Annotated in this window: 26 protein-coding genes; 13 read left to right on the forward strand and 13 right to left on the reverse strand. The window is 41.3% G+C overall.

Annotated elements, in window-relative coordinates:
- Positions 1 to 95: 95 nt before the first annotated feature.
- Together RMZ95_RS22425 and glpX are read right to left on the reverse strand one after the other, a co-directional pair.
- The gene (locus RMZ95_RS22425) at positions 96 to 1382 is read right to left on the reverse strand and encodes a glutamyl-tRNA reductase (RefSeq protein WP_322681125.1); all 1287 of its coding nucleotides are present in this window, start codon (positions 1380 to 1382) and stop codon (positions 96 to 98) included.
- Positions 1383 to 1622: 240 nt separating this feature from the next.
- Complete coding sequence (glpX, locus tag RMZ95_RS22430) at positions 1623 to 2660, reverse strand: class II fructose-bisphosphatase (protein ID WP_322674988.1); 1038 nt, start codon at positions 2658 to 2660, stop codon at positions 1623 to 1625.
- Between the two features lie 356 nt (positions 2661 to 3016).
- Here glpX and RMZ95_RS22435 point away from each other — a divergent pair, with 356 nt between their 5' ends.
- The 8 genes from RMZ95_RS22435 to grxD all read left to right on the forward strand — a co-directional run bounded on the left by RMZ95_RS22435 (position 3017) and on the right by grxD (position 8994).
- The gene (locus RMZ95_RS22435; protein WP_322683612.1) at positions 3017 to 3589 is read left to right on the forward strand and encodes a DUF981 domain-containing protein; all 573 of its coding nucleotides are present in this window, start codon (positions 3017 to 3019) and stop codon (positions 3587 to 3589) included.
- A 346-nt stretch (positions 3590 to 3935) separates the two neighbouring features.
- A complete protein-coding gene (locus RMZ95_RS22440) occupies positions 3936 to 4676 on the forward strand; it encodes a class I SAM-dependent methyltransferase (RefSeq protein ID WP_322683613.1) in 741 nt (246 codons plus the stop codon).
- Positions 4677 to 4958: 282 nt separating this feature from the next.
- A complete protein-coding gene (grxC, locus tag RMZ95_RS22445) occupies positions 4959 to 5273 on the forward strand; it encodes a glutaredoxin 3 (protein WP_069070140.1) in 315 nt (104 codons plus the stop codon).
- Between the two features lie 176 nt (positions 5274 to 5449).
- The gene (gene tadA / locus RMZ95_RS22450; RefSeq protein WP_322674991.1) at positions 5450 to 5935 is read left to right on the forward strand and encodes a tRNA adenosine(34) deaminase TadA; all 486 of its coding nucleotides are present in this window, start codon (positions 5450 to 5452) and stop codon (positions 5933 to 5935) included.
- A 112-nt stretch (positions 5936 to 6047) separates the two neighbouring features.
- Positions 6048 to 6803 carry a 1-acyl-sn-glycerol-3-phosphate acyltransferase gene (locus RMZ95_RS22455; RefSeq protein WP_322674992.1) on the forward strand — a complete coding sequence of 252 codons (756 nt, stop codon included), beginning with the start codon at positions 6048 to 6050 and terminating at the stop codon, positions 6801 to 6803.
- 661 nt (positions 6804 to 7464) lie between these two features.
- Positions 7465 to 8073, forward strand: coding sequence for a hypothetical protein (locus RMZ95_RS22460; RefSeq protein WP_322683614.1), 609 nt, complete (start codon positions 7465 to 7467; stop codon positions 8071 to 8073).
- A 227-nt stretch (positions 8074 to 8300) separates the two neighbouring features.
- Positions 8301 to 8558, forward strand: coding sequence for a BolA family protein (locus RMZ95_RS22465; protein ID WP_289795312.1), 258 nt, complete (start codon positions 8301 to 8303; stop codon positions 8556 to 8558).
- A 112-nt stretch (positions 8559 to 8670) separates the two neighbouring features.
- The gene (gene grxD / locus RMZ95_RS22470) at positions 8671 to 8994 is read left to right on the forward strand and encodes a Grx4 family monothiol glutaredoxin (RefSeq protein WP_094349509.1); all 324 of its coding nucleotides are present in this window, start codon (positions 8671 to 8673) and stop codon (positions 8992 to 8994) included.
- A gap of 346 nt (positions 8995 to 9340) precedes the next feature.
- Here grxD and RMZ95_RS22475 read toward each other — a convergent pair whose 3' ends face one another.
- Positions 9341 to 9589 (reverse strand): DUF6761 family protein, encoded by a 249-nt coding sequence (locus RMZ95_RS22475; RefSeq protein WP_099102685.1) that lies wholly within the window; start codon positions 9587 to 9589, stop codon positions 9341 to 9343.
- A 593-nt stretch (positions 9590 to 10182) separates the two neighbouring features.
- Between RMZ95_RS22475 and RMZ95_RS22480 the strand changes: the two genes are divergently transcribed.
- Positions 10183 to 10956, forward strand: coding sequence for a response regulator transcription factor (locus RMZ95_RS22480; RefSeq protein WP_094349507.1), 774 nt, complete (start codon positions 10183 to 10185; stop codon positions 10954 to 10956).
- An 89-nt stretch (positions 10957 to 11045) separates the two neighbouring features.
- On the opposite strand, the gene RMZ95_RS22485 is transcribed toward RMZ95_RS22480, so the two are convergent.
- The 4 genes from RMZ95_RS22485 to RMZ95_RS22500 form a co-directional block, all read right to left on the reverse strand.
- Positions 11046 to 11819, reverse strand: coding sequence for an ATP-binding cassette domain-containing protein (locus RMZ95_RS22485; protein ID WP_322683615.1), 774 nt, complete (start codon positions 11817 to 11819; stop codon positions 11046 to 11048).
- 27 nt (positions 11820 to 11846) lie between these two features.
- A complete protein-coding gene (locus RMZ95_RS22490) occupies positions 11847 to 12413 on the reverse strand; it encodes a hypothetical protein (protein WP_322683616.1) in 567 nt (188 codons plus the stop codon).
- 117 nt (positions 12414 to 12530) lie between these two features.
- Positions 12531 to 12992 carry a DUF4079 domain-containing protein gene (locus tag RMZ95_RS22495; protein WP_322683617.1) on the reverse strand — a complete coding sequence of 154 codons (462 nt, stop codon included), beginning with the start codon at positions 12990 to 12992 and terminating at the stop codon, positions 12531 to 12533.
- Between the two features lie 152 nt (positions 12993 to 13144).
- On the reverse strand, positions 13145 to 13540 hold the full coding sequence (locus tag RMZ95_RS22500) for a DUF1830 domain-containing protein (RefSeq protein ID WP_322674997.1): 396 nt from the start codon (positions 13538 to 13540) through the stop codon (positions 13145 to 13147).
- Positions 13541 to 14129: 589 nt separating this feature from the next.
- Here RMZ95_RS22500 and RMZ95_RS22505 point away from each other — a divergent pair.
- From RMZ95_RS22505 to RMZ95_RS22515, 3 genes are all read left to right on the forward strand, one after another.
- Entirely contained in the window at positions 14130 to 15722 is a 1593-nt protein-coding gene (locus RMZ95_RS22505; RefSeq protein ID WP_322683618.1) for a photosystem II high light acclimation radical SAM protein, read from the forward strand.
- Positions 15723 to 15809: 87 nt separating this feature from the next.
- Positions 15810 to 17207 carry a DICT sensory domain-containing protein gene (locus RMZ95_RS22510; RefSeq protein WP_322683619.1) on the forward strand — a complete coding sequence of 466 codons (1398 nt, stop codon included), beginning with the start codon at positions 15810 to 15812 and terminating at the stop codon, positions 17205 to 17207.
- The gene (locus RMZ95_RS22515; protein ID WP_322683620.1) at positions 17204 to 17842 is read left to right on the forward strand and encodes a pentapeptide repeat-containing protein; all 639 of its coding nucleotides are present in this window, start codon (positions 17204 to 17206) and stop codon (positions 17840 to 17842) included. Before RMZ95_RS22510 ends, RMZ95_RS22515 begins: the two co-directional genes overlap by 4 nt.
- A gap of 63 nt (positions 17843 to 17905) precedes the next feature.
- Here the strand turns inward: RMZ95_RS22515 and RMZ95_RS22520 are convergent, their stop codons facing one another.
- The 6 genes from RMZ95_RS22520 to clpS all read right to left on the reverse strand — a co-directional run bounded on the left by RMZ95_RS22520 (position 17906) and on the right by clpS (position 21345).
- Positions 17906 to 18310, reverse strand: coding sequence for a type II toxin-antitoxin system VapC family toxin (locus RMZ95_RS22520; protein ID WP_322683621.1), 405 nt, complete (start codon positions 18308 to 18310; stop codon positions 17906 to 17908).
- A gap of 9 nt (positions 18311 to 18319) precedes the next feature.
- Complete coding sequence (locus tag RMZ95_RS22525) at positions 18320 to 18559, reverse strand: antitoxin (protein ID WP_298911707.1); 240 nt, start codon at positions 18557 to 18559, stop codon at positions 18320 to 18322.
- Positions 18560 to 18723: 164 nt separating this feature from the next.
- Entirely contained in the window at positions 18724 to 18915 is a 192-nt protein-coding gene (locus RMZ95_RS22530) for a DUF2281 domain-containing protein (protein WP_322675002.1), read from the reverse strand.
- Between the two features lie 148 nt (positions 18916 to 19063).
- Positions 19064 to 19996, reverse strand: a complete 933-nt coding sequence (locus RMZ95_RS22535) for a S1 RNA-binding domain-containing protein (RefSeq protein WP_322683622.1) — start codon at positions 19994 to 19996, stop codon at positions 19064 to 19066.
- 171 nt (positions 19997 to 20167) lie between these two features.
- Entirely contained in the window at positions 20168 to 20992 is an 825-nt protein-coding gene (locus tag RMZ95_RS22540; RefSeq protein WP_322683623.1) for a type II CAAX endopeptidase family protein, read from the reverse strand.
- A gap of 71 nt (positions 20993 to 21063) precedes the next feature.
- On the reverse strand, positions 21064 to 21345 hold the full coding sequence (clpS, locus tag RMZ95_RS22545) for an ATP-dependent Clp protease adapter ClpS (protein ID WP_012410249.1): 282 nt from the start codon (positions 21343 to 21345) through the stop codon (positions 21064 to 21066).
- Between the two features lie 294 nt (positions 21346 to 21639).
- Between clpS and RMZ95_RS22550 the strand changes: the two genes are divergently transcribed.
- Positions 21640 to 22005 (forward strand): hypothetical protein, encoded by a 366-nt coding sequence (locus RMZ95_RS22550; protein ID WP_322683624.1) that lies wholly within the window; start codon positions 21640 to 21642, stop codon positions 22003 to 22005.
- Positions 22006 to 22636: the final 631 nt, after the last annotated feature.

Raw genomic sequence — 22636 nt, forward strand, 5'->3', positions numbered from 1 at the left:
AACTTCTAATTAGATATCTATCTAATTAGAAGTATATCTAATTGAAAGCTCAGATCCCCAACTTTTCGCAGAAGCCGGGGATTTTGTTGTTAAATTTAACTAAATTGTTCTTCTGCATCGAGGTTGAACAGCATTTGCAGAGTTTGCATACAGCGCCGTCTAGCTTCAACATCTTGCTGCGATCGCAATTGCACCATCGGGTCATGTAAAATTTTATTGACAATTCCCCGTGTTAATGCCTCTATTATTTCTTGATGTTTGTCAGCGAATTCCGAACCCAATCTCGACAAAGCTTTTTCTAACTCTTGTTCGCGGATGGTTTCGACTTTATTTCGCAGACAGCTAATAGTAGTAACAGTTTCCAGACTGCGCCACCAAATATCAAAGGCTTCCACTTCTTCTTCTAAAAGTCGTTCGGCTTCCTGTGCAATCTTCCGACGGCTTTCGTAGTTTTGCGCTACAACAGCCTTCAAATCATCCACATTAAACGCTTGTACATTTTCCAGTTCATTTACATCCGCATGGACATTACGCGGCACAGAAATATCAAATAACATTAAAGAGCGCTGAACTTCTAAAACCATTTCCAATTTGGCACGGTCAAGTATTGGCTCTGTTGCCGAAGTACTTGTAAATACTAGATCGCTATCGGCAATTACGCTCATCATTTCCGATAGTGGATGAATTTTGATCGGTTGTTGAGGAAACAGCTTTGCTAATTCTTGGGCGCGATCGCGAGAGCGATTTACAATACTAATTTCCACAGCACCTTTAGAAATGAGGTGTTGCACCAACAGCCGCGACATTTTACCAGCACCCAAAATTACCACTCGGCAAGCTGCCAAATTTGCCACTTTTAGCTGTGCTAACTCCACAGCTGCCGAACTGATAGAGACAGCGCCAGTACCAATACTAGTTTCAGTACGAACCCGCTTACCAGCTGTCAGCGCTTGTTTAAATAATCGATTCAAAATGGTTTTTATACCGCTATATTGCTGTCCCAGTTTGTGAGTAGTCTTCACCTGAGCCAGAATTTGACCTTCTCCAAGTACCAGACTATCTAAACCACCTGCTACCCGCATAACGTGCATCACTGCATCATCATGTAGCAGCATAAATAAGTGTTGTCGTAGAGAAAGCACGGGTAATTTACTATATTCCGCAAGAAACTGCGTTACTTCCCGAATACCTTGGTCTGCTTCACTGGCAACAATATAAATTTCTAGGCGGTTACAAGTGCTGAGAATTGCAACTTCGTCAATATGGGGATAGCTGGCCAGTTGAGCGATCGCATTTTCAATTTGTGGTTCTGGAATGCTCAGTTTTTCCCGGACTTCTACTGGGGCTGTTTTATGGCTTAACCCCACCACTGCTATATTCATTTGCTAAATCGTAGTTACTAGTTGGTAGTTGAAAATAGGGCATTGAGTGAGAATAGGGAATGGGGAATTTTTGTTTATTGGTTGATAATTTTTCCAACTAATAAACAATAACTAATCACTAAATACTAACTACTAACTAGTGTAACGATGAAGGATTTGGTTGACTATTTTTCCATTTTATAGAAAGATTTATTTCCTAATGCTTCATCTCTACTTTTACCATTCCCCATTCCCTAAAAATTAGTTCAGTTGGAGAGTCTTGGGTTTACCAAACATGTGAATTGTATCAACAAATCGAGCCGTATTCGATTGGTTGGAAATTACCAAGCTTTGAGTTCTTGCTCCACCGCTGAAGAAACGTACACCTTCCATGAGATTACCACTGGTAATGCCGCAAGCAGCGAACAGAACAGTTTTACCAGATGCCAGTTCATGAGCATCATAGACCTTATCAGGGTCATTGATATTCATAGACTTTAAGCGATCGATGTTGGCTTCTCTGCTTTCTCCAATCAGACCTGTTTTTACTACTGCTGGATCGTAGATCAGTTGACCTTGGAAGTGTCCACCCAAAGCACGCATTGCTGCTGCCGAGATTACACCTTCAGGAGCCGCACCGATACCCATCAGCGCGTGGATATTAGTTCCAGCAAAGCCACAGCTAATGGCTGCACCCACATCACCATCTGAAATTAGAGCGACTCTTGCTCCAGCCTCACGGATTTCTTTAATTAAATCGTTGTGGCGTTCGCGCTTCATCACCACAACTACGAGTTCTTCAATTGAGCGCTCTAGACACTCAGAGAGAATCTTCAGGTTTTCTGTTGCTGACTTGTTGATGTCTACCTTGCCCTTAGCTGCGGGGGGTGCTGCTAACTTTTTCATGTAAAAGTCAGGAGCAGCAAATAATCCACCCTTTTCAGAAATTGCCAAGACAGCCATCGAACCAGGTTGTCCATAAGCTACCAAGTTCGTACCTTCACAGGGGTCAACGGCGATATCAATTTCAACTAGTTCATCAGGGTTACAGAGAGCTTCGGCATTTGGTTGAGTACAAATACCAACTTCTTCCCCGATGTATAACATAGGCGCGTCGTCGCGTTCGCCTTCCCCAATCACAATGCGACCCCGCATATAGATTTTATTCATCCGCTCCCGCATAGCTTCCACAGCTACCTGGTCAGCAGTGTTTTTTTCGCCTTTACCCATCCACTTTGCGGATGCGATCGCCGCTTGCTCTACTACTTCAATAATCTCTAACCCAAGTGTATTTTCCACAGAGTCTGCCCTCTCAACTGCTTGAATTTCCGCCGCTTTATCTGGCCATTTCAGTTTTCAAGTCTACCAAAGGGCGGATACACGTGGAAGAAAGTTAAGTTTTACTGCTAACTGGTTACAAAAGTGCCAGTTAACACATCTTTATTTTTTACTCTTAACTACTCCAGTATAAAGCGTGTTTAAAAGTAACTAAGTTAAGAACTTGCACAAATGGGTAGCAGTTTATGTATACAACATTGCTTTTCTTCAGTGTTTATCTTTAGGTATAAAATAATAAAGGAAAAAAGCTGGTGAATTCACTCAAAACCGAAAAACGAGGCGCAGAGTAAATAGCTTGTCAAATTAAGAGGTGAATCGTGTTTATCGACTACATCACACTCATGTTGATCAATATGGTAGCTGGGCTATTTCTACTGGCTGACTATGTGTATCGTGGTATAGATAGTTCTAATCAAAGACAGTGGATTCCAGGATTCGGAATTACAGGTGCGATCGCCTTAACAACTGGTTTACACATGAGCTTCACCTGGCCAATAATGGGTAGCTTCAATATTGCCTTCGGTGAGACGAGTATCCTATTTGGAATCTTGTTTGTGGCGGCTGCGATCGCCCTGGCTCAAGGTTGGGATTTATTGACAATCGCCATTTACGGCTTCTTTGCTGGTGCAGTTGCGATCGTAGTGGGTATCCGTATCATCAACTTGAATTTGACAAAGCAACCGCTTTTATCGGGAATCGGCTTTATTTTAACTGGATTAGGTGGTATTTTTGCAGCACCAACTCTCTACTGGAAAACCAATCGAACCTGGCGACTAATTGGCGTAGCAGTGCTGATAGTAGCCGCTCTAATTTGGGCATTGACTGGATATTTGTCTTACTGGAATCATTTAGAGGGTTTCCAAAAATGGGTTCCTGCGCCGATGCGGTAAGCAATACAAGCGGATTTTTTAATTCCCTTTTTAATCGCCACCCAGAGCGAGTTAAAGCTAAGTATAAGTAACTTTACACATAGCAAACTTGTTTTTACTACATTCGTGTTAAGATATTCCGTGTTAAAAAGGTGTAAATGTTTACTGAATATCTATAGCAGTCCTAAATCATTCGTGAAAATTAGATATCTCTTTTTTCTTTCTTTTCTTGGCGTTCTTTTCTAACAAGACGCTTTGCGATGGTGTTGTTGGCTGTTCGTTTCCTAATCTATATTTTTCACAACTCATTTAGGATTGCTATATCAATCTTTTAAATTTGAAAGAACCTCCAAAACATTGAAATTGAGTGTCAAATAAAATCAATACAATGGATTTATTTCAAGGTCTTAAAACAAAAATTGATTTCAACCCCCATATTAGAGAAGAATATGAAAAGCGAGTAGTCTCGAAAGATAGATTGCTTGATATTGGTGGAAGAAATAGCTATTCACTAAGTCGTAAGAAAATCGATTTATTAAATCAAAATCCCAATAATATAATTGTGTCTACTGATATTATTGCTGAATATAAACCAGACCTTGTAGATGATATTTGTAATACTAAAATAGAACCTAATTCTTTTAGTGGTATCTATTGCAATGCCATATTAGAACATGTTGAAGAATATTGGAAAGCAATAGATAATATTTATAATATTTTGGAGGAAAAAGGAGAGGCATTTTTTTATGTCCCATTTTTTTGGAGTTTTCACGATCAAATGGACTATCACAGATTTACTTTTGCTGAAGTTGGAAGGATGTTGAAAAATTTTTCGGAGGTAAAAATATTTTCTCCTGGAGAAGGTCAGGGATTTGGTTTTGTATTTTGGTATATTATAACACTCAATTACATCAGAGTGTTTCCTAGATTGTTTAGATTTTTAAGTAAAACAACAAATTTTTTATTAAAAATTTGTCTATTTGTTTCTTACACCATTTTTAAAAATAAAATCAGAAATAAGTTTAATAATATTTCCTGGGAAGAATATTGTTTTTATTATACGTTTTTATATATAAATCATGGATTTTGTGCATGGGTAAAGAAATAAGCTAATTGTCATTCCAATTGCATCTACGTGTCTTTGCGTCCTCCGAATTTATGATGTCTCCACTAGCCTGCACCAAAACCAAGGTTATTAGTACATCGTGGTCGAAGTTTGCCTATTTTGTAATAATAGGCTTAAGCCCATTGTTTGATTAATTGAAATTTAAATGTTAGGAAGATTTACCTGCTGCCAGAGATGGAAATTAATCATATTTTGTAATCAATTCTTTAGCCAATTGACAAAGGGTAACATTGAGTTGAATATTTAAAAACTTGCTAAAAGAATATGCTGGACTTTCTTAATCCCCTCTTAAATCGCCATCCAGAGCGAGTCAAAGCCAACGTCGAACTTTATACCTGGCAAACTTGTCCTTACTGCATTCGAGCCAAAATGCTGCTGTGGTGGAAAGGTGTAAATTTCACTGAATACAAAATCGACGGCGACGAAGCAGCTAGAGCGAAAATGGCAGAACGCGCCAACGGTCGCCGTACTGTACCACAAATTTTTATCAATAACCAGCACATTGGCGGCTGCGATGACCTCTATCAGTTAGACACACAAAGTCAACTCGATCCCCTTTTAGCCCAAGCCGCTATTTAGAAATCAAATTAGCCCCCAATGGCTGACTTGGTAAGGCTAAATTTAAGAATTTTGATTTGTTTTTAGCCCCAGACTTCTAGTCTGTGGGCTATATGCTTTTTATTTATTGTCGGACAGGCGAGATACTCATCCTAGAAAATGTGTGGAATTTTGAAGTTTTTATATTGATAAGAATTATGTTAACTAAATACACAGAATATCTTATACATCAACAATGGATGAGTTATGCTTTAGAATTAGCAAAAACAGCAGGTGATGCGGGTGAAGTCCCTGTAGGTGCTGTTATCATTGATTCAACAGGCAAATTGCTAGCACAAGGAGAAAACAGAAAAGAGCGTGACAAAGACCCTACCGCTCATGCGGAAATTCTCGCTATCAAGACAGCGGCAACAACTTTACAAAATTGGCATCTTAATGAATGCACCCTTTATGTAACTCTCGAACCTTGCCCGATGTGTGCAGGTGCGATCGTCCAATCACGACTAGGACTACTGGTATATGGAGTAGACGATACAAAAACTGGCGCCATTCGTACAGTTATTAACATCCCTGATAGTGTTGCTTCTAATCACCGTCTCCAAGTAATCGGAGGCATTCTAGAGTCAGCTTGTCGTCAACAATTACAGACTTGGTTTGCTGCTAGGCGGCGTAAGGTAAACTAACGGACAGAGGTAAAACTGTCCATCTAGTACCAGACAAGTCACGCAAGAGAATCTACGGTGTAACTAATCAGACTTTTCGTTAAATTTTACCCGTCAATCAGCTGCATCCGTCATGATGGAATTTTACTCTTCATCCGATACCTGCCAGCACACACCAGCAAATCATCAGGTAGCTGGTACTACCTCAAGGGTTTCTCCTTGGTTAAGTCCTCTGGCATATTTATTAGGGCGTCACTGCCTATTACCATTATTCTTTGGACAAATTAGAATAACCGGACAAAAAAATATCCCCACAACTGGGCCTGTGATTCTCGCGCCTACCCATCGGGCGCGTTGGGATGCATTGCTTGTACCCTATGCTACCGCTTGTCTGAGAAAGCAAGACTTGCGATTTATGGTAACAGTTGACGAATGCCAAGGTTTGCAAGGCTGGTTTGTCCAACGTTTGGGGGGGTTTCCTGTAAATTCTAAGCATCCATCAATCCGCACGCTACGACATGGAGTAGAGCTACTTCAGCAGCAAAAAACCCTGGTAATCTTTCCAGAAGGCAACATTTTTCGTGATGGCCAAGTTCACCAGTTGAAACCGGGAATTGCTCGTCTTGCTTTGAGTGCTGAATCTAGTCATTCCGATCTGGGAGTGAAAATTATACCCATTGGAATTAACTACAGCCAACCTTATCCCAATTGGGGTACAGATGTGAGTATTGACATTGGCTCCCCAATTAAAGTCGCGGATTACATGAATGGCTGTATAAAACAAGATGCAAAAAACCTCACAACTGATTTAGCAAAGGCATTGCAACAATTGAGCCATCAAGAAACAAAAGTTACTAATCACGCATTTGCAGAAATTACTAATTCTTGATGTAGTCAAACCTCATAATCATTGACCCTGCATAATTAAGAAACTGCAAAATCCAATATTTGACACTAATTACTAACTGCTATATTCATCCTGAGTAAGTCACAAAACATTAGTAGTCTTTTGCAACCTTTGAGGATGTATATATATAGATTACGCTCTATTAATAATATATTCAGCCAAATTGGCATTTTTTTGAGCCAATAGCTAATTAATTGTCTGCAAACTACTGAATTACTTGATGATAAATATTTTCACTATTTTGTAAGACAGTTAAATAAAAGTTGGGAAGCGCCGACTGAAGATATCACTATTTTGAACTAGTTTGGTCTGATGCCTACGGCGGGCTACGCCTACGCAAATACTTCAAGCAGTGAGTGCCTTGCGAAAATTATCATGCCAAATATCTCAGTTAACCTGAGATAATTATTGGGGAGGAAAGTCGGTAGTCAGACAGATGGTGACGCACTTCCTTGTAGGTATCGCTCATCACAGCGATATAAGTTTGTTGGTATACAGGGGTAATGGGAACTCTATTAAACTGATTTTTAGTCTAAATCAGAGATACTTAGGATGTAACTTTGCTTTGTCCAAGACCAAAACAGAGTTAAGATACCCGAAGTTTCCATAACTCTTTTATATAGTTGTCGCACTAATTGATCCCATGAACACTGCTGTCGCTGTTACCTTGATGCACCGTACTGTTTTATCAGTTATAGCAGTCCTTAGCCTGCTATCACCTGTGAATGCTCAGGTATCACAGTCACCAGGCACTACCAGCCAACCACAACTCATTGACCCCAACAATCCTAATAACCTCCGCCCTATAACCGAAAGTAACAGCCTTTTGAGCATTGCAGGTGGCGATCGCTTAGTAAAAGACGCAGAACAAGCCGTTTCTGCTCAAAACTACACCTTAGCTGCCAAGAAACTCCAAGAAGCACGTCAAGTTTATAATCAGCTATCTAATTTTTATCAAGAGTTAAATTCTAGCTTTTCGGGAATTGACAACAGAGTTTCTGATTCTCAGCGTCAAAAAGCTCTATTAACAGCCCAAAAGCGAGATGAAGCCACCTTTCAGCTAGCATTGGTACATCGGGCACAAAATCAGCCAGAATTAGCTGTACCGTTGTTAGTTCAAATAATTAAGAGTCAAAACCCGACACGGGATTTAGGCAAGAAAGCCTATAAACAGTTATTTGAGTTGGGTTTTGTTGATTCTCCCTATCCCAGAGAAGGTGGTAGTTCATCTTCCTCATCCCCAAAAAAATAAATTAAATTTTTGTTGCCTGTTTTTCCCTACCCACATTTCCCTAACCAGTCGCTTGGGAACGCCCCAGTGCTAGGATAGAGCTATCCACCGCAGCCAAAACCTGAGCGTTCTCAAAAATACACTCTTAGAGGCGCGTGTATCTACAGCCTTGCCAAAGCCTGAAGTTGGCACAGGCATTTGCTCTATATCTGTTAATAATAGAAAAGTAAGTTTTTTCAGGAATTGCGATGATTAGTCCGCAACAGGTTGAGGAAATGATCAAGGCGGGACTGCCAGACGCACAGGTTCAGGTGCAAGACTTGACTGGTGGCGGCGACCACTATCAAGTGACAGTAGTTTCATCGCACTTTGCAGGTAAAGGACTAGTGCAACAGCACCAGTTAGTTTATGGTGCGTTGGGTCAAGCTATGTCAACTGAAGCGATTCATGCCTTGGCGGTGAAAACATACACTCCCGAAGCTTGGCAAGCAACAGCAAGTTCCTAAAGTTAGGAGTTAGAAGTTAGAAGTTAAGAGTTATGAATTATGAATTTTTAACTCCTCACTCTTCACTCCTCACTCCTCACTCTATTAATGCAACATAGGAAACATAATTACCATGACACCAGAACTCAAAGACAAAATTGATAGCTTGCTACAAGAAAACAAGATTTTAGTTTTCATGAAGGGAAACAAGTTAATGCCCCAATGTGGTTTCTCTAACAACGTTGTGCAGATTCTCAATACCTTGGGAGTTCCCTTTGAGACGGTTGACGTTCTATCAGACCCGGAAATCCGTCAAGGTATTAAAGAATACTCTAGCTGGCCGACAATTCCCCAAGTATATATTAATGGCGAATTCCTTGGCGGTTCTGATATCTTGATTGAACTGTACCAAAAAGGTGAATTGCAAGAAAAGGTAGAAGTAGCATTAGCTTCTTAAGCTCTTTTTACCCCAACTAAAGAGTATGTTGCTGAATTTGCGATTTGCCATTAAGGCAATATACCGTTTTTTATATCCTTGACAGGAGAGATACTATTTATTTCCCCTTTCAAGGATTTTTTAATCGGTTTCTGGCAAAAATACTCTTTGTTGGACTTGATTTTATTGCTAAACAACAATCCCCTCAGTCTAATTGGCAAAACCAATATAGGGCTGAGGGGATGCGTTTAATCAATACAATATCTCCAAAATTCCACACCACGACAACCCGTTGACCAATACAGATAATATGCTATAATCATCTGCGGTAATTAACGGTTACTATCAATGACCAGGTAAATGGTACTTAGTAGTAATCGGGTTGTGGCTGTGGTTGCGGCACTGCAAAGTTCGATCCATCGTACAAGAAGCGGCTGGCCTCCTCTTCTAGGCGATGAATCAGAAAAGGTTCAATGACGTTGCTATGTCGCAGTGCGGCTAGATATCCATCCAAATACATCCGCATATCATCCGTGCGATAACCGCGATTCCATAGCTCGATGAAGGCATCGGTGAGTCTTTGGTAATAGCGGATGGTTTGTGTGTCTTGGAGCATAACTGCTGTATTAATCTCTTTGGAATGAGAATTGTAAATGATTCACGCTAAAAAGTGAAGTGTAATTTCACTTTGTCATAAATTCAAAGTCAACACATCTACTTTGGGTATTACCCTTATAGCAGCTACAAGCTACTTTAATCCTATTCCAGAAAACATCGATTCTAGTTAGCTGCTTAAGTTATTTTTTTGATTTTCACAATCACAGCCCAATTGTATTGATGTTATATTCCTGGATGGGAGTACTAAGTTTTTGCGAAAAAATCCACTTTTGCCATCAGGTTTAATCAAGTTGAAAAGCTGTTGTAGTAGGGTTAGCTGGTTGGGTTATAGATATTTGCCACATTACACCCATCTCAAAGCAAAATGTTAAGTTAAAAGAACTTTTTATAAGTCTAACAATACTTTCGAGAAATTTAATAAAAATTTAATAATATTTCTAATCGCCTATTGGCAAGGCATAAATTAAAGATATTGCGACTTATTTTATTAGTAAATGTAAAGTTAATCGCAATTGAAGTAACAAAGGCTACAAAACCTTAGAGATGGGCTTGTTACTTTGAAAGTCATCGACGCTAAGGGGTCTTGCCGCCGTGGGTTCGGTTTGTATAGAAATCATTGAGGGGAATCCCCATTTGAGGTCGTTGTTGGGTTGGCACTTGCAACAACTGGAATACCGCGTGCATCAAGCTGCCAGTATTTATCAAGCAAGGGAAGTATTTTTAAGCCATCAACCAACACTGGTAGTTTTAGATGCAGACCTGCCTGATGGTGATGGCATTGAGTTTTGTCGTTGGTTGCATCGTCAGCAGCAACCTCTAATTTTAATGCTATCTGCCCGTAATAGTGAAGCTGATATAGTCGCAGGTTTAAAGGCTGGTGCAGATGATTACCTGAGCAAACCTTTTGGGATGCAAGAGTTTTTGGCACGGGTAGAGGCATTGATTCGCCGGAAGCGCACACCTACTGCACCAGCTTATTTGGATTATGGCACTTTGCAAATCGATTTAGTTCAGCGCCGCGTCCGCTTCCAAGGGGAGTTTATTGACTTAACACCCCAGGAATTTAGTCTGCTGTACGTTTTAGCACAAGCTGGAGGAGTACCTCTAAGTAGATCGGAATTGCTGCGTCGTGCTTGGCCTGACGCTATCGATAACCCTCGTACCATTGATACTCACGTTTTATCGCTGCGGAAAAAGGTTGAACTCGATCCTCGCCAACCAAACTTGATTCAAACTATCCGCAATGTTGGATACCGTTTTAACATGGAAATTTTGAATACGAATATTTCACAGTCACAAACAACAAAGTTAGCTAGAGAGAGATTTAATAATCAACGTTCAACACTTACTAGTAGTCAAGTGTGAATGGGGCATTGGGCATTGGGCATTGGGCATTGAGTACTGGGGTGAGGGGGAGTAAGAAAACGATTCCTGATTCTTGTCTCATCCAAAATTTAAAATCCAAAATCGTCTTGAGTTGCTGCTTGAATCAGGCTTTTTCGTAATTCAATCCAGTCTATCTCTGAGGCTGTTTGATTTGCGAATAAATGACCTTGTTGTAGGTGTAATAAGCGAGTGCAAAACATCTGGGCTAGTTCCAGTTGGTGATTTACCATCAGAATCGTGGTTTGATGAGTTTGACTCAACTGGGTTAAGATTTGCATTAGATGAGAAGCCGTAGCAGTATCGAGGGCAGAGGTTGGCTCATCTAATAGTAATATTTTAGGCTGGATGACTAAGGCACGAGCGATCGCTACTAGTTGTCGTTGTCCCGCAGAAAGTTGCACCTCTGTTCGCTCTAACCATTCATTGGGAATGTGCAGTTGGTCTGTCCAATGATTGACTCGTTGCTCAATTGTCTGTTTGGGCAAACCACGCAAAACTAAAGGATAAGCCAAGGATTGCCCAACTGTCATCCCCAACAGCTTTGACTCTTGTAATACAAGTACAAGTATCTGCCGTAGCTCGATGACTGGAATTTGGCGATATTCTTGATTTTCTAGATAGAGCTTACCACTCGTGGGTTCAATTAGGCGGTTGATGAGGCGTAATAACGAAGTTTTCCCAGCGCCTACTACGCCTACAATGGCAATGCGTTCGCCTTGGGATGCCTCAAAGGAAATATCCTGCAATATGGGATATCCCTGCTGATTGCCGGGAAGTTGGGTTTTCAGCTTCGTAAACAGATTAACTTGCTCTAGCCTGAGTATGGCTTTTGCTGTATTCAACGGGACTGAGGATTGCAGAGAAATAACCTAAGTTAATTGTGTACTAGTTAAGGCTGTAGCGATCGCCCAGCCATCGACTAATAGTAGCAGCAGTGTGCATCCCAGTAAAATCAGGTACATCCAGGGCTGCGCTAAAGGGCGAACATCTGTGGTGTCAATGCTCGTCTTTGCTTGGACAATTTGCACCAAACGGGCAAATCCAGCTACACGCATCGGTAGTAAATAAGCTTTCCCATCCTGGCTGAGAAAGTAATAAACTAGCCCTCCTTGACCAGTGCTGCGGGGTTTTAACTCTTTCACATCTGACCAAGGTAAAGACCAGCCTTTACGAAAAAAGCTCGGCACCCAGGCGGGGTAAGTAACCTGAATTCCTTCGTCATCTACCATTACTTGTTCAGTTAATACCGCGTACAAGGCAACAAAACCGATGCCAATCCCTATCCACAATAATTCTGGAGGTACGGGTGCAGCTGTTACCTGCGATAAAAAAGGTAATGGGACTGTGAGTGCTATGTATAGACTCAGCAACGTTATCCGAATCAAAGGAGACAGACGAAAAACAGAAGTTGAGATATTGGCTGAGTTTGCTGTCACGGCTCAATTACAATGCTTTTCTTCATTGTAGGGTAGGTCTATGTCTTAGCTGGAGTGTTGCAAATAAGGTATGCCACTTTAATAATTCGTAATTCGTAATTCGTAATTCGTAATTTTTTAGGGTAAATACTTTTGTACTACAATCCAACCAGTCAGGGATACCCAGGCAAATCCTATAAATAGAATAATATTTACGCTGATGTGTAACGGTCTAGCCCAAGGTCGTCTAACACTAATTTGGGTGGCACTGAAAGCAGACAGTAAAACTAGTGCTACCACTATTAATCCAGCGATTAGGTGTGACGAGTGACCTAAAGAACCAAAGTGCCCTAAAGTGCCAACAATGCCGATCGCTAGCAGTAGTAGCACTAAACTTACCATGCTGATGCCCATTGTATAGTGGAGCGATCGCATCCCTTTATTACCGCCCATAAATGGCGTAATAAAAGGAAATTGCTGCGAAGTTCTCGCCCGAAACATCCAAACGCCGGTGATTGCTAACATTAGATATGCTAACAGGGACAACCCCATTGACCAGGCGGCTATTTTCCACAACCAAAGAAATGAAGGCAGATTCATAAGAATGATTGTAAATGAGATGAGAGCAACAAGAGAGACAAGTAGAATAACCAATGCCCCATGCCCCATGCCCTATCCCCAATTCCCAATAAATAATAAACAAAAAGGGCTGCTAAATTAGCAACCCTTAAATTTAGATAAAATTGTTTTTTTTAATCAACCGAGGCTAAACCAACGATTTGTAAGGGTTTTGTACTATCTCCGATTTTTGTATTAATTTGCTGCACCATTAATTTGGTATTAATAGGGTCTTCTCCATCTGATGAGTCTGTATCAAACTCACTAGTACTGGGTTCTTCGAGCTTCAGGCGATCGCACGGAATCTTATCGGATAAAATTGCACTTGCCATCATCCCTGTATGAATCTCCACTTGAGCTTTTCGTGGAGCTTCAAACACTAAACGTTGTCCAGGGAAAACAACCCTTTCAAAATACCAGTTGGGAATATTGGAGATGCGAGCTACCTGTATTTTGCTCGTGGCATTGATGTAGCAGCAGAGAATTTTTCCTGATTGCTCAGGTGGTAGAGGATCTAATATTTGAGCCATAACTGCTGAGGAGCTTTACGCCACAATTTTACATTACACTAGCCAAGCCTAGCACCCACTGATCCCCAGTTGTTGTAACTGCGAATACCAACTGAGTCTTTGTAGATTATTTCTGTCTAAAGATATATTTTCAGTTATAAAAATTTTGTAATTATTCACACCTTTTTCGGAATTATATACTATAAATAAAAGTTTTTGAGATTTTTTGCTGGTATAAAAGCTTCAATTCTCTTAAAGCAGATTGTTAGGGAATTGACATAACAACGATCCCCTTGCTTTTAGCATAGCGAGGAAGTGAGTTTTGCTGCTTCATCTATCCCAGGATTAATCGGCTGGGATCATCGCTTAATGAATAAACTCAATGTTATGGTAAAGCTATATGAAAAAATGTCTTCATAAAGCTCTCTATAGATTCCATGTATGTTTTATGCACAGCAATTTTAGCGTTTTCCGCACTTGTTAACGGCAGGTGAGCGAGTATCAATAATCGGCTGAAATGTCAAGCATGATTGTGATAAATAAAACCAAATAAAACAAGCACACACTTTAAAACTGAATGTTTCTCTCGCTTTCTCCACAGATTGGCAAGATGGAAGTTAAAACACAGATGATGGAAAATCGAATTCTTTACGTTCGCCTTCCTTGTAACCCCATCTTTCCTATTGGGGTTGTCTACCTGAGCGATCATGTCCACAAGCAGTTTCCTAATATTGAACAGCGCATCTTTGATTTGGGAACAGTACCACCTTTAGATTACAGTTCGGCCCTGGATCGCTGTATTGATGAATTTAAACCAACAGTACTAGTATTCTCTTGGCGGGATATTCAAATTTATGCCCCAGTTGGCGGACGTGGTGGCAACCCACTGCAAAACGCTTTTGAATTTTACTACGCCAAGAATCCTCTATTGAAACTACGCGGCGGATTGGGCGGTTTGCGAATCTTCATCGCTTACTATGTAGAGTTGTGGCAAAACCAGGGCTTAATCAAACGCGGTTTAAAACGTGCCCAAAAATATAATTCTGATGCTCGTGTAGTTGTCGGTGGTGGTGCAGTCAGCGTATTTTACGAACAATTGGGTAAAAGCTTACCCCAAGGGACAATTATTTCTGTGGGTGAAGGCGAAACCCTGCTGGAAAAACTTTTAAGTGGCAGAGATTTTCGCGATGAACGTTGTTACGTTGCCGGAGAAACTCAACCACGTCAACGGCTAATTCACGAACAACCCACCCCAATAGAAAAGACAGCTTGTAACTACGATTATATCGAAAGCATCTGGCCGGAATTTAACTATTACCTGCAAGATCGAGACTTTTATATAGGTGTACAAACTAAGCGTGGTTGTCCTCACAACTGTTGTTATTGCGTCTACACTGTTGTTGAAGGCAAACAAGTACGCATCAACCCAGCAGATGAAGTTGTTGCTGAGATGCGCCAATTATACGATCGCGGCATTCGCAACTTCTGGTTTACTGATGCCCAATTCATCCCCGCGAAAAAATTTATCGCCGATGCTGTAGAACTATTGCAAAAAATCGTCGATTCTGGTATGACAGATATCCACTGGGCAGCATATATCAGAGCCGACAATTTGACACCCGAATTGTGTGAGTTGATGGCAAAAACTGGGATGAACTACTTTGAAATCGGGATTACCAGTGGTTCTCAAGAACTTGTGCGGAAAATGCGGATGGGGTATAACTTGCGAACCGTCTTGCAAAACTGCCGCGACTTGAAAGCAGCTGGTTTTAATGATTTGGTTTCCGTCAACTACTCCTTTAATGTGATTGACGAACGTCCCGAAACCATCCGCCAAACCATCGCTTACCACCGCGAACTAGAACGGATTTTTGGTGCAGATAAAGTTGAACCTGCCATTTTCTTTATTGGACTACAACCCCATACCCATTTAGAAGAATACGCTTTCAAAGAAGGCATCCTCAAACCAGGGTACGATCCAATGAGTTTGATGCCGTGGACAGCCAAAAAACTTCTCTGGAATCCCGAACCCCTTGGTTCATTCTTCGGCGAAGTCTGCTTGCAAGCTTGGCAACAAAACCCCAACGACTTCGGGCGCGAAGTCATGAAAATCTTAGAAGAAAAGCTGGGTTGTGCTGACTTAGAAGCAGCACTGACAGCACCATTAGAGACAAAAGAAAAACAGTTAGCAGGTGTATCCTAGAAAACACTAAAATGTGAAGAAATTCAAAATTCTGAATTTCTCCCTCTATCTTCCTCAGTGCCTCTGCGGTTATTTTTATCAAATCCCATGTTAGAAGGTTCAATCCTACAACAGCTGGAAGCAGCTCATCGCCATACCACCAGGCCAATTCGATTCGGTGTTTACTACAAAAATACCCTAGTTGCCCTGTGCCACGCTCTAGAAGACCATATTTTAACCGACGACGGTACACCCTTAGTCATCACAGCCTTTCAACAGGGAAAATGGTATTTACAAGAAGCTGATCGATATGCAGACATCGCCCAGTGCAGCTGCCAAATTGCGATTATGGCTGCTGCTGAATCTGGCTTTGGAGAGCATCCCACCAGCGAGTTATCCAACGTAGACTTAGTGGCATTAGATTCAGGCGATCCAGTGGCGCAGGAGTGGCACTTAATTATTTTATCGCCAAAATACACAGCAATGGTAATTTGTCAAGAATTATCTGAGGCTGATTATGGCAGCGCTGGAGTACCGACATCAGACTTAGAGCGCAAATTCTATGGCTTGTGGACATTTGAGCCAGAGTTAGTCCAAGAAACAGCAGAAATAGCGATCGCTCACATCAAAAAATACAACCCAGAACTGGCAGAAAAACTTACAGGCGATAAACAGCAAATTGTACCGTCAATGGACAGATCCCAAAATTTAGGTGCAGTTGTCTCCCGTGTAGTAGATTACCTCCAGACTGGGCAAGATAATTTATCCATCCCTACAGCACTTCAGAAACAAACGCTGGATCGCAACTTGGTTTCTAACGAAATTCAAGCCTTTTTGCGAATGGCGCAACTGATGGATATGGCAGATGTCAACAATCCAATGGCAGCTGCGGAAATAGTAGTTCTTGCTGAAGCGATCGCCCAGCTTTTGGATCTTCCCGCATGGCAAATTAAAAGATTGCGACTGGCGGCTTTGTTGCATCGCATAGATCCATTACAGAAAGCAGAAAGCGTTCTCACAGACAGTATCTCCACACGCTACCAAGAAGATGCCCCCAGTTGTCCCTTAACTTGTCCCTTAGTACCGGGGGCGCAAGTATTGCGAACCATGCCACGGCTGCGAGCAGTTGCCCAAATTATTACTCACCAAAGCGAGTGGTGGAATGGCGCAGGGGAACCGGCAGGTTTAGCTGGAGATGAAATTCCCTTAGAATCGAGGATTTTGGCATTATTGGCAGATTTTCAGTGGCGAGTCAATGAGCGAAAATCGTCAAATCAAAGCCGGGAACAGATATTTACTCAAGCTTTAGATGAGTGCAGACAGCAACAATCTACGCGCTTTGACCCTAAACTTGTAGATACCCTAACTTTATTAGTTATGGGTTTACAACAGGGACTCGACTTACCCTTGATGACACCCAAATTCAGCGCCGGCATCTGGATACTTGATTCCCAATGGGATAGCCACAGCAAGATCAGTGAAGAGATTGGTAGTTACTTTACATGAATATTGAAGCCATTAAATTAGGAAAACTCAAACAACTTTCAGGGGCAAATTTAGAAGACGAGGAACTCTCCCGACTGGATTTAAGCCGGATTAATCTTGCTGGTGCTAGCCTTGTCGGCACTAATTTTGCTGGTTCTAAGCTCGAAGGTGGACATTTGGAGGGGGCAAATTTGATGGGAGCCAACCTCCAAGCAACTGACTTGCGGGCGAATTTGATGGGAGCCAACCTGATGCAAGCAGATTTAACAGGCGCTGACTTGCGGGGTAGCAATTTGCGTGGCGCTAACTTGATGGGAGCCAGACTCAGTGATGTGTCATTGGTGGGTGCTTTCTTGAGTGGTGCAAATTTGATGAATGTCAACTTGCAAGGCGTTGATTTGCGCGGTGCTGACTTGCGCGGTACAAACCTGACTGGAGCAAATCTCAAAGGTGCAGACTTGAGTCGTGCCGATTTGCAAGGGGCTTTATTGAGTGAAGCAAATTTGGAAGAAGCTGACTTGCGGGGGGCGAATTTGGCAGGGGCGAATTTAACGGGGGCGAATTTACTCTGTGCAGAGTTAGAAGGTACAAATTTGAGCGGCGTTAATTTGAATAAAGCTTGTGTGGTGGGTACAGTTGTGGAGGCTACGTTTTGAATAGGTATTAATTTATACAAATTGCAATGAATAATAAATACTAAAGCACCCCAATGTATGCCTTCAAAGTAGCCAATTTTCTACGCTTAGACCAGGTACGCGTTCAAATTCGCGGACATTTGCTGTAACAAGCGTTAGGTTAAGGGCTAGGGCATGGGCAGCAATCAGTAAGTCATTAGGGCCGATGGGTCTTCCTGTTTGCTCTAAGTGTGTGCGAATTACCGCATAGTGCTGATCCACGGGAGACGATAGCGACAAAATAGGTAACACTTCAAGAATACTTTCTAGTTGATGAAGAAGACGGAGAGAGCCACTTTTAGCTGCACCAAATCGCAGTTCACACACTACAATAATGCTGGTACAAATGCAGTTTTCCTCTACGGCTATAAGCCGCTGAAACACCAAACCTTGAGGATGTCTTACCAAATCTGAAATAATGTTGGTGTCTAGCAGGTATTGATAGGTCATTGGCCAGGATTAAAGCACGATGTCATCGAGTGGCAGTAACCCTTCATCTATGTTAGGAAAGTTTTCTGTAATATCTTCCAAAGTGGCAAGCAGCGAAAGTAGAGAACCGGAAGAAATAGGTTCAATGATTAATCGATTACCTTCTTTGCGTAACAAAACTTCTGTGCTGGATAGAGCAAATTCATCAGGAATGGTTAGGACTTGATGTTGCCCATCCCGTAAGAGGTAAACATGGCATGAGTTTGGCATCAAGCAATCTCCTTAAAATTATAATTATTTCGCCGCAGTGCGTTGCTTTACAATATCATGTCAATTACTTAAAATTTTACTATCTGTTAGTGCTTGCAGAAAGCATGAGTATCCAATAGTAATCTATTCATTCCATATATTCTTTCATATCTTGAAGCGGCTCATCAAAGTACATTAGGCAATGGCAGAATAAACATTCCTTTCATTGTTCCAGCAACGCGACGCTTGTTTGTCTGCTTTTCTTCGGTAGAGTTTTTAGCGTTCTTCTCTATCAAAAACTCAATGCAATGAAGCACTTCTGTCTGAAGAGACTCAGGGAGTTCTTCTAATTTTTCTAAAATGACTGGGTGTATCATTGTTTTTTCCCCTTGGCAATTTTTATGAAAAACATCACAGCTATATTTGTTTAAATGTCAAATACATTTTAATCCGGTTCGGATAAGCACTTAAACTTAGTATCAGAGGCTTTTAGCAGTCCGTTGCACTAGAATTGTGTTGTGATACCTAACTTCCACAACTCTCTAGAACAACTTGACCGTTTTCAGGATCTATTTTGATGATCTTTGCCTTTAAATGGTCATTAATTTTGAAGAATTGGTTTGGATGGTCAACAGATGGATGGAACATTTTTGAGGTCGGCAACAAAGCATATAAATCTCCAATATCAACAAACACACCATAGTTTTTGATACTCCGTATAATGCCGCTAACAACCTGACCAACCTGCAACTGCCTGAGTCTGACTGAAACAGAGTGATGGAGCAGTACTAAGTAATTATCCTCCTCTCGCACTTTTATAATATTGAGTGGAAGTTCCTCACCTACTACCAATTCTTCCCTCTGCTTATCAACATAAGTACGAATTGAGCTATATAAACCTTCAATTTTCACTAATGCACCCCTCGAAGTCTTTTTAAGAATTTTTCCATATACTGTTACGTCCTCTGTCTGTAATTGCCGTACCCGTTCCCATGCTTTTCGCATCTCTAGTTTGCGAATTGAAAAAGAAACCGTTGGTGGATGCTCTTGAGAACACAAGAACCACTGAATAGTTGTTGATACTCCGCTTCCATGAACAGCACGAGTTTTAGTGTGTACAATCAGGTCTTCTCTATTTATGGGATTACCAGATTTTTCAGAAGCCAGAGCCAATGCAACCTCGTACAAGCGATCGCTATCTTTCAGTGTCTCAGGTGAACAATGCGAGAAGAAAATATCGTGTTCGCCATCGTAATTTCCCACAACCAGAAATTCTTGGATTTCATTAAGTCGCACAGCTTCTTCTGGGGACTGAATCTCATTGAGTGATAGCTCTAGTAGTGGAACATAAGCTAGTTGGTCTGTATAAAAATCAACTAAAACACCTGTAGGCTCCAGCTTAATGATTTTTCCAGTAATTATATCGCCGAGTTGAAAGCTCTCTAAACTAAAGCTCATAGCATAGTAGGCTTAACATAACCCATTATAGAAACAATTTAGTAAGCGTGTAATCACAACAATAACAGCTAAACTTTAGCTATTGTTCATGTTGTTGCATACTCAGGAAACAGTCGGCATAACAATAGTTTTAGTATTCGTCAAAACGCTACGTAGGCTTTACTACCATTTTTAACTTTTCACTGTTCGCCTTCGTATCCCCAAAGCTAGTACACTCATTAACAACACCCCCATCACTCCTTGCAGGGGATTATTATTCACACCAGTTACCCAATCAGGAACTTCACCAGAATACTTTACTAATTTACCTACATTAATAATGTAGTAACCCCAAACTAAACCACCATGCAAACCAATTGGAAAACCCAAGCGTCCCCTCCGCCAACGCTTTCCCCATACTTGCGTTAATCCCAGCAGTACTAAAGCTGGAAATTGCGGCAGTGTATGAATAATTGCCTCCAAGGGTTTAATAAAGTGCAATGTAGCAAAGGCAATTGCATCTGTCCACAGTGCCACACGCAGACTGTAATCTCGTTGTAATTCATCTAGCAACCAGCCTCGGAATAACAATTCCTCAGCAAATCCAACACCTAAGCCAACAAGTAAACCCTCTAAAACAACTTTCAGCAAAAAAACTTTCGGTTGTTGCCACACCAACCAACCCAACAAACTTTCTACCCCAAAAAGTATCAGAATATTAATTATCCCCAGAGCCAAGCCACGCAGTAAATCCACACCGTTTTGCCGCGTGAATTCTAAACCATAATGCCGCAGAATTTGGGGCTGTTGGTAGACATATTTACCCCATAGTCTCAGGAGAAAAATAAATATTGCATATAACAATACCAATGTCAATATACTTTCTAAGTTTGAATCATGTACTAGTAAGTATATTGGTGTAGCCAATGGCAACCATAGCAACAGTAAAGTCAAAATAAAAGCACCCAGCCTAATAGGGGCAGGGCGTTCAGCTAAACGGACAAGGTTTTTTTTCATACTAAATAAGTCACTAATCAGCAGCCAATACTCTAAATTTCGACTAATGACCAATGACTAATAACTAATGACTATTCATCAGGTTCAATTGTGCTACTTAAACCGTGACTTATCAAGGTTTCGCAATAGAACTCAGCGTGTTCCAGAGCGCAAGTGATTACTAAAGCTAGCCCGTTAGTATGGGCTTCCATCATGATGCTCACAGCTTGGGGTTGGGTAAGGCTTGGTACAGTGGCGATTAGCGACTGTACAACATGCTCCATAGAGTTGTAGTCGTCGTTATGGAGCAAAACGCGATACCGAGGCGCGAGCTTGCGGGTTGTGGAAGGCTTTTGAATAGTTTCAACTGACACGGCTCTTTGCTCTTTTCTCGTTACTTCACTACAACAAAGTCTCTGTTTTGCGATCGCTCAACAGTTGTTTACCTATTCTATAGTATTTCTGCTCAGATACTATGCGAGGAAAACCCTTTGCTGGCAGGGATTGGTTGATTAATTTTGCGTAGTCACTTGATAAGGCACACGTCTAAGACATGGCTGCCGTAAGAGTGCTACCCTAATCTTACAGAAGCTTTTCTTAAACGTAGCGCATTTTCACTTTTAAAATTAAGAAAGTTGCAAGCAAAACAATCCTTGCCCCTGCCCAAGATGGACATGAGCCTAGATTTTCTTCAAACGGGACAAATTGTGTCTCTAGAGTATGGCGACAGGAACCTGTATGCAGAAGTCATTCAATTTGTAGTTTCCCGCCAGTTGTGCTGGGTGCGTCCTTTATTAATGGTTACTTTCATAGAAGAATCACCCCTAATTACCGATTTGCGAGACGCATCTGACTTACTTTGGCCTGCCAATTTATTTCGCCCAGCATTAGACACAGAAGTAATTACCTTCTTGAGCCAACTTTTAGCCAAAGAACCAAAAACTGAACCTGATTCAGCCGCAAAGCAGCAACTTAATCAGTTTATTCACCAACTTTGGCAAGCATATCAAGAGGGATTGGTGATTGGGGATTAGGATGGGGCATGGGGCATTGGGCATTGGGCATTGGGCATTGGGAATAGACAATATAGAGACTTCTTGAATAATTCTTCCTTGTCTTCCCAGTCCCCAGTCTCTAATTATCTGCATCTTCCTCAACTGTAGCGAATACCACCATCTTTCATACATTGAAGACTGTGAAATTCGATTACTACATCCTTCGCACCAGAAATTATTTCGTCCCTTCGTAAGGTGGATAATTGTGGTTAGCAGCGTCGTCAATCGCCTGATGCATCACCTGAAGGATATGATTAGAAGTCAGTTTATCTGGCGAGCCAGTAGCCATATTGATGATATCAACTCCCTTAGCAACGAGTTCATTCCGCTTGTAGACAAATTCAGCAAACAGATTGGGAGGAATTTTTTTAGGCGTTTAGCGAACTGTATGGGGATTTTCGATAGAATGCACAATGTAGAGGTTTTTTAGCACAGTTTACGCCACTTTAAGTATTTAGATAATCAACCTCATAGAAAAATACTAGCCTTTTATCCCCCTGCTAGATTTAATTACGAATTACATTAGAGAGTCCTCGTCTTCTTACAGAGAAGCAAGCTACACATAACTTCTGTCTGCGACACCCTGCGCGAAGGTAGAAAGCGTCATTAT

The organism is Nostoc sp. DedQUE07 (genome assembly GCF_034530975.2).
Classification (GTDB): Bacteria; Cyanobacteriota; Cyanobacteriia; order Cyanobacteriales; family Nostocaceae; genus Nostoc.

What these genes read in the sequence shown, in the direction of transcription:
- RMZ95_RS22540 (WP_322683623.1), bottom strand. Translation starts at nt 20,992, where the DNA reads ATGAAAAAAAACCTTGTCCGTTTAGCTGAACGCCCTGCCCCTATTAGG.
- grxC (WP_069070140.1), top strand. Translation starts at nt 4,959, where the DNA reads ATGCTGGACTTTCTTAATCCCCTCTTAAATCGCCATCCAGAGCGAGTC.
- RMZ95_RS22520 (WP_322683621.1), bottom strand. Translation starts at nt 18,310, where the DNA reads ATGACCTATCAATACCTGCTAGACACCAACATTATTTCAGATTTGGTA.
- RMZ95_RS22455 (WP_322674992.1), top strand. Translation starts at nt 6,048, where the DNA reads ATGATGGAATTTTACTCTTCATCCGATACCTGCCAGCACACACCAGCA.
- RMZ95_RS22515 (WP_322683620.1), top strand. Translation starts at nt 17,204, where the DNA reads ATGAATATTGAAGCCATTAAATTAGGAAAACTCAAACAACTTTCAGGG.
- RMZ95_RS22550 (WP_322683624.1), top strand. Translation starts at nt 21,640, where the DNA reads ATGGACATGAGCCTAGATTTTCTTCAAACGGGACAAATTGTGTCTCTA.
- RMZ95_RS22505 (WP_322683618.1), top strand. Translation starts at nt 14,130, where the DNA reads ATGGAAGTTAAAACACAGATGATGGAAAATCGAATTCTTTACGTTCGC.
- RMZ95_RS22465 (WP_289795312.1), top strand. Translation starts at nt 8,301, where the DNA reads ATGATTAGTCCGCAACAGGTTGAGGAAATGATCAAGGCGGGACTGCCA.
- RMZ95_RS22425 (WP_322681125.1), bottom strand. Translation starts at nt 1,382, where the DNA reads ATGAATATAGCAGTGGTGGGGTTAAGCCATAAAACAGCCCCAGTAGAA.
- tadA (WP_322674991.1), top strand. Translation starts at nt 5,450, where the DNA reads ATGTTAACTAAATACACAGAATATCTTATACATCAACAATGGATGAGT.
- RMZ95_RS22535 (WP_322683622.1), bottom strand. Translation starts at nt 19,996, where the DNA reads ATGAGCTTTAGTTTAGAGAGCTTTCAACTCGGCGATATAATTACTGGA.
- RMZ95_RS22495 (WP_322683617.1), bottom strand. Translation starts at nt 12,992, where the DNA reads ATGAATCTGCCTTCATTTCTTTGGTTGTGGAAAATAGCCGCCTGGTCA.
- RMZ95_RS22530 (WP_322675002.1), bottom strand. Translation starts at nt 18,915, where the DNA reads ATGATACACCCAGTCATTTTAGAAAAATTAGAAGAACTCCCTGAGTCT.
- grxD (WP_094349509.1), top strand. Translation starts at nt 8,671, where the DNA reads ATGACACCAGAACTCAAAGACAAAATTGATAGCTTGCTACAAGAAAAC.
- RMZ95_RS22525 (WP_298911707.1), bottom strand. Translation starts at nt 18,559, where the DNA reads ATGCCAAACTCATGCCATGTTTACCTCTTACGGGATGGGCAACATCAA.
- RMZ95_RS22500 (WP_322674997.1), bottom strand. Translation starts at nt 13,540, where the DNA reads ATGGCTCAAATATTAGATCCTCTACCACCTGAGCAATCAGGAAAAATT.
- RMZ95_RS22475 (WP_099102685.1), bottom strand. Translation starts at nt 9,589, where the DNA reads ATGCTCCAAGACACACAAACCATCCGCTATTACCAAAGACTCACCGAT.
- RMZ95_RS22510 (WP_322683619.1), top strand. Translation starts at nt 15,810, where the DNA reads ATGTTAGAAGGTTCAATCCTACAACAGCTGGAAGCAGCTCATCGCCAT.
- RMZ95_RS22460 (WP_322683614.1), top strand. Translation starts at nt 7,465, where the DNA reads ATGAACACTGCTGTCGCTGTTACCTTGATGCACCGTACTGTTTTATCA.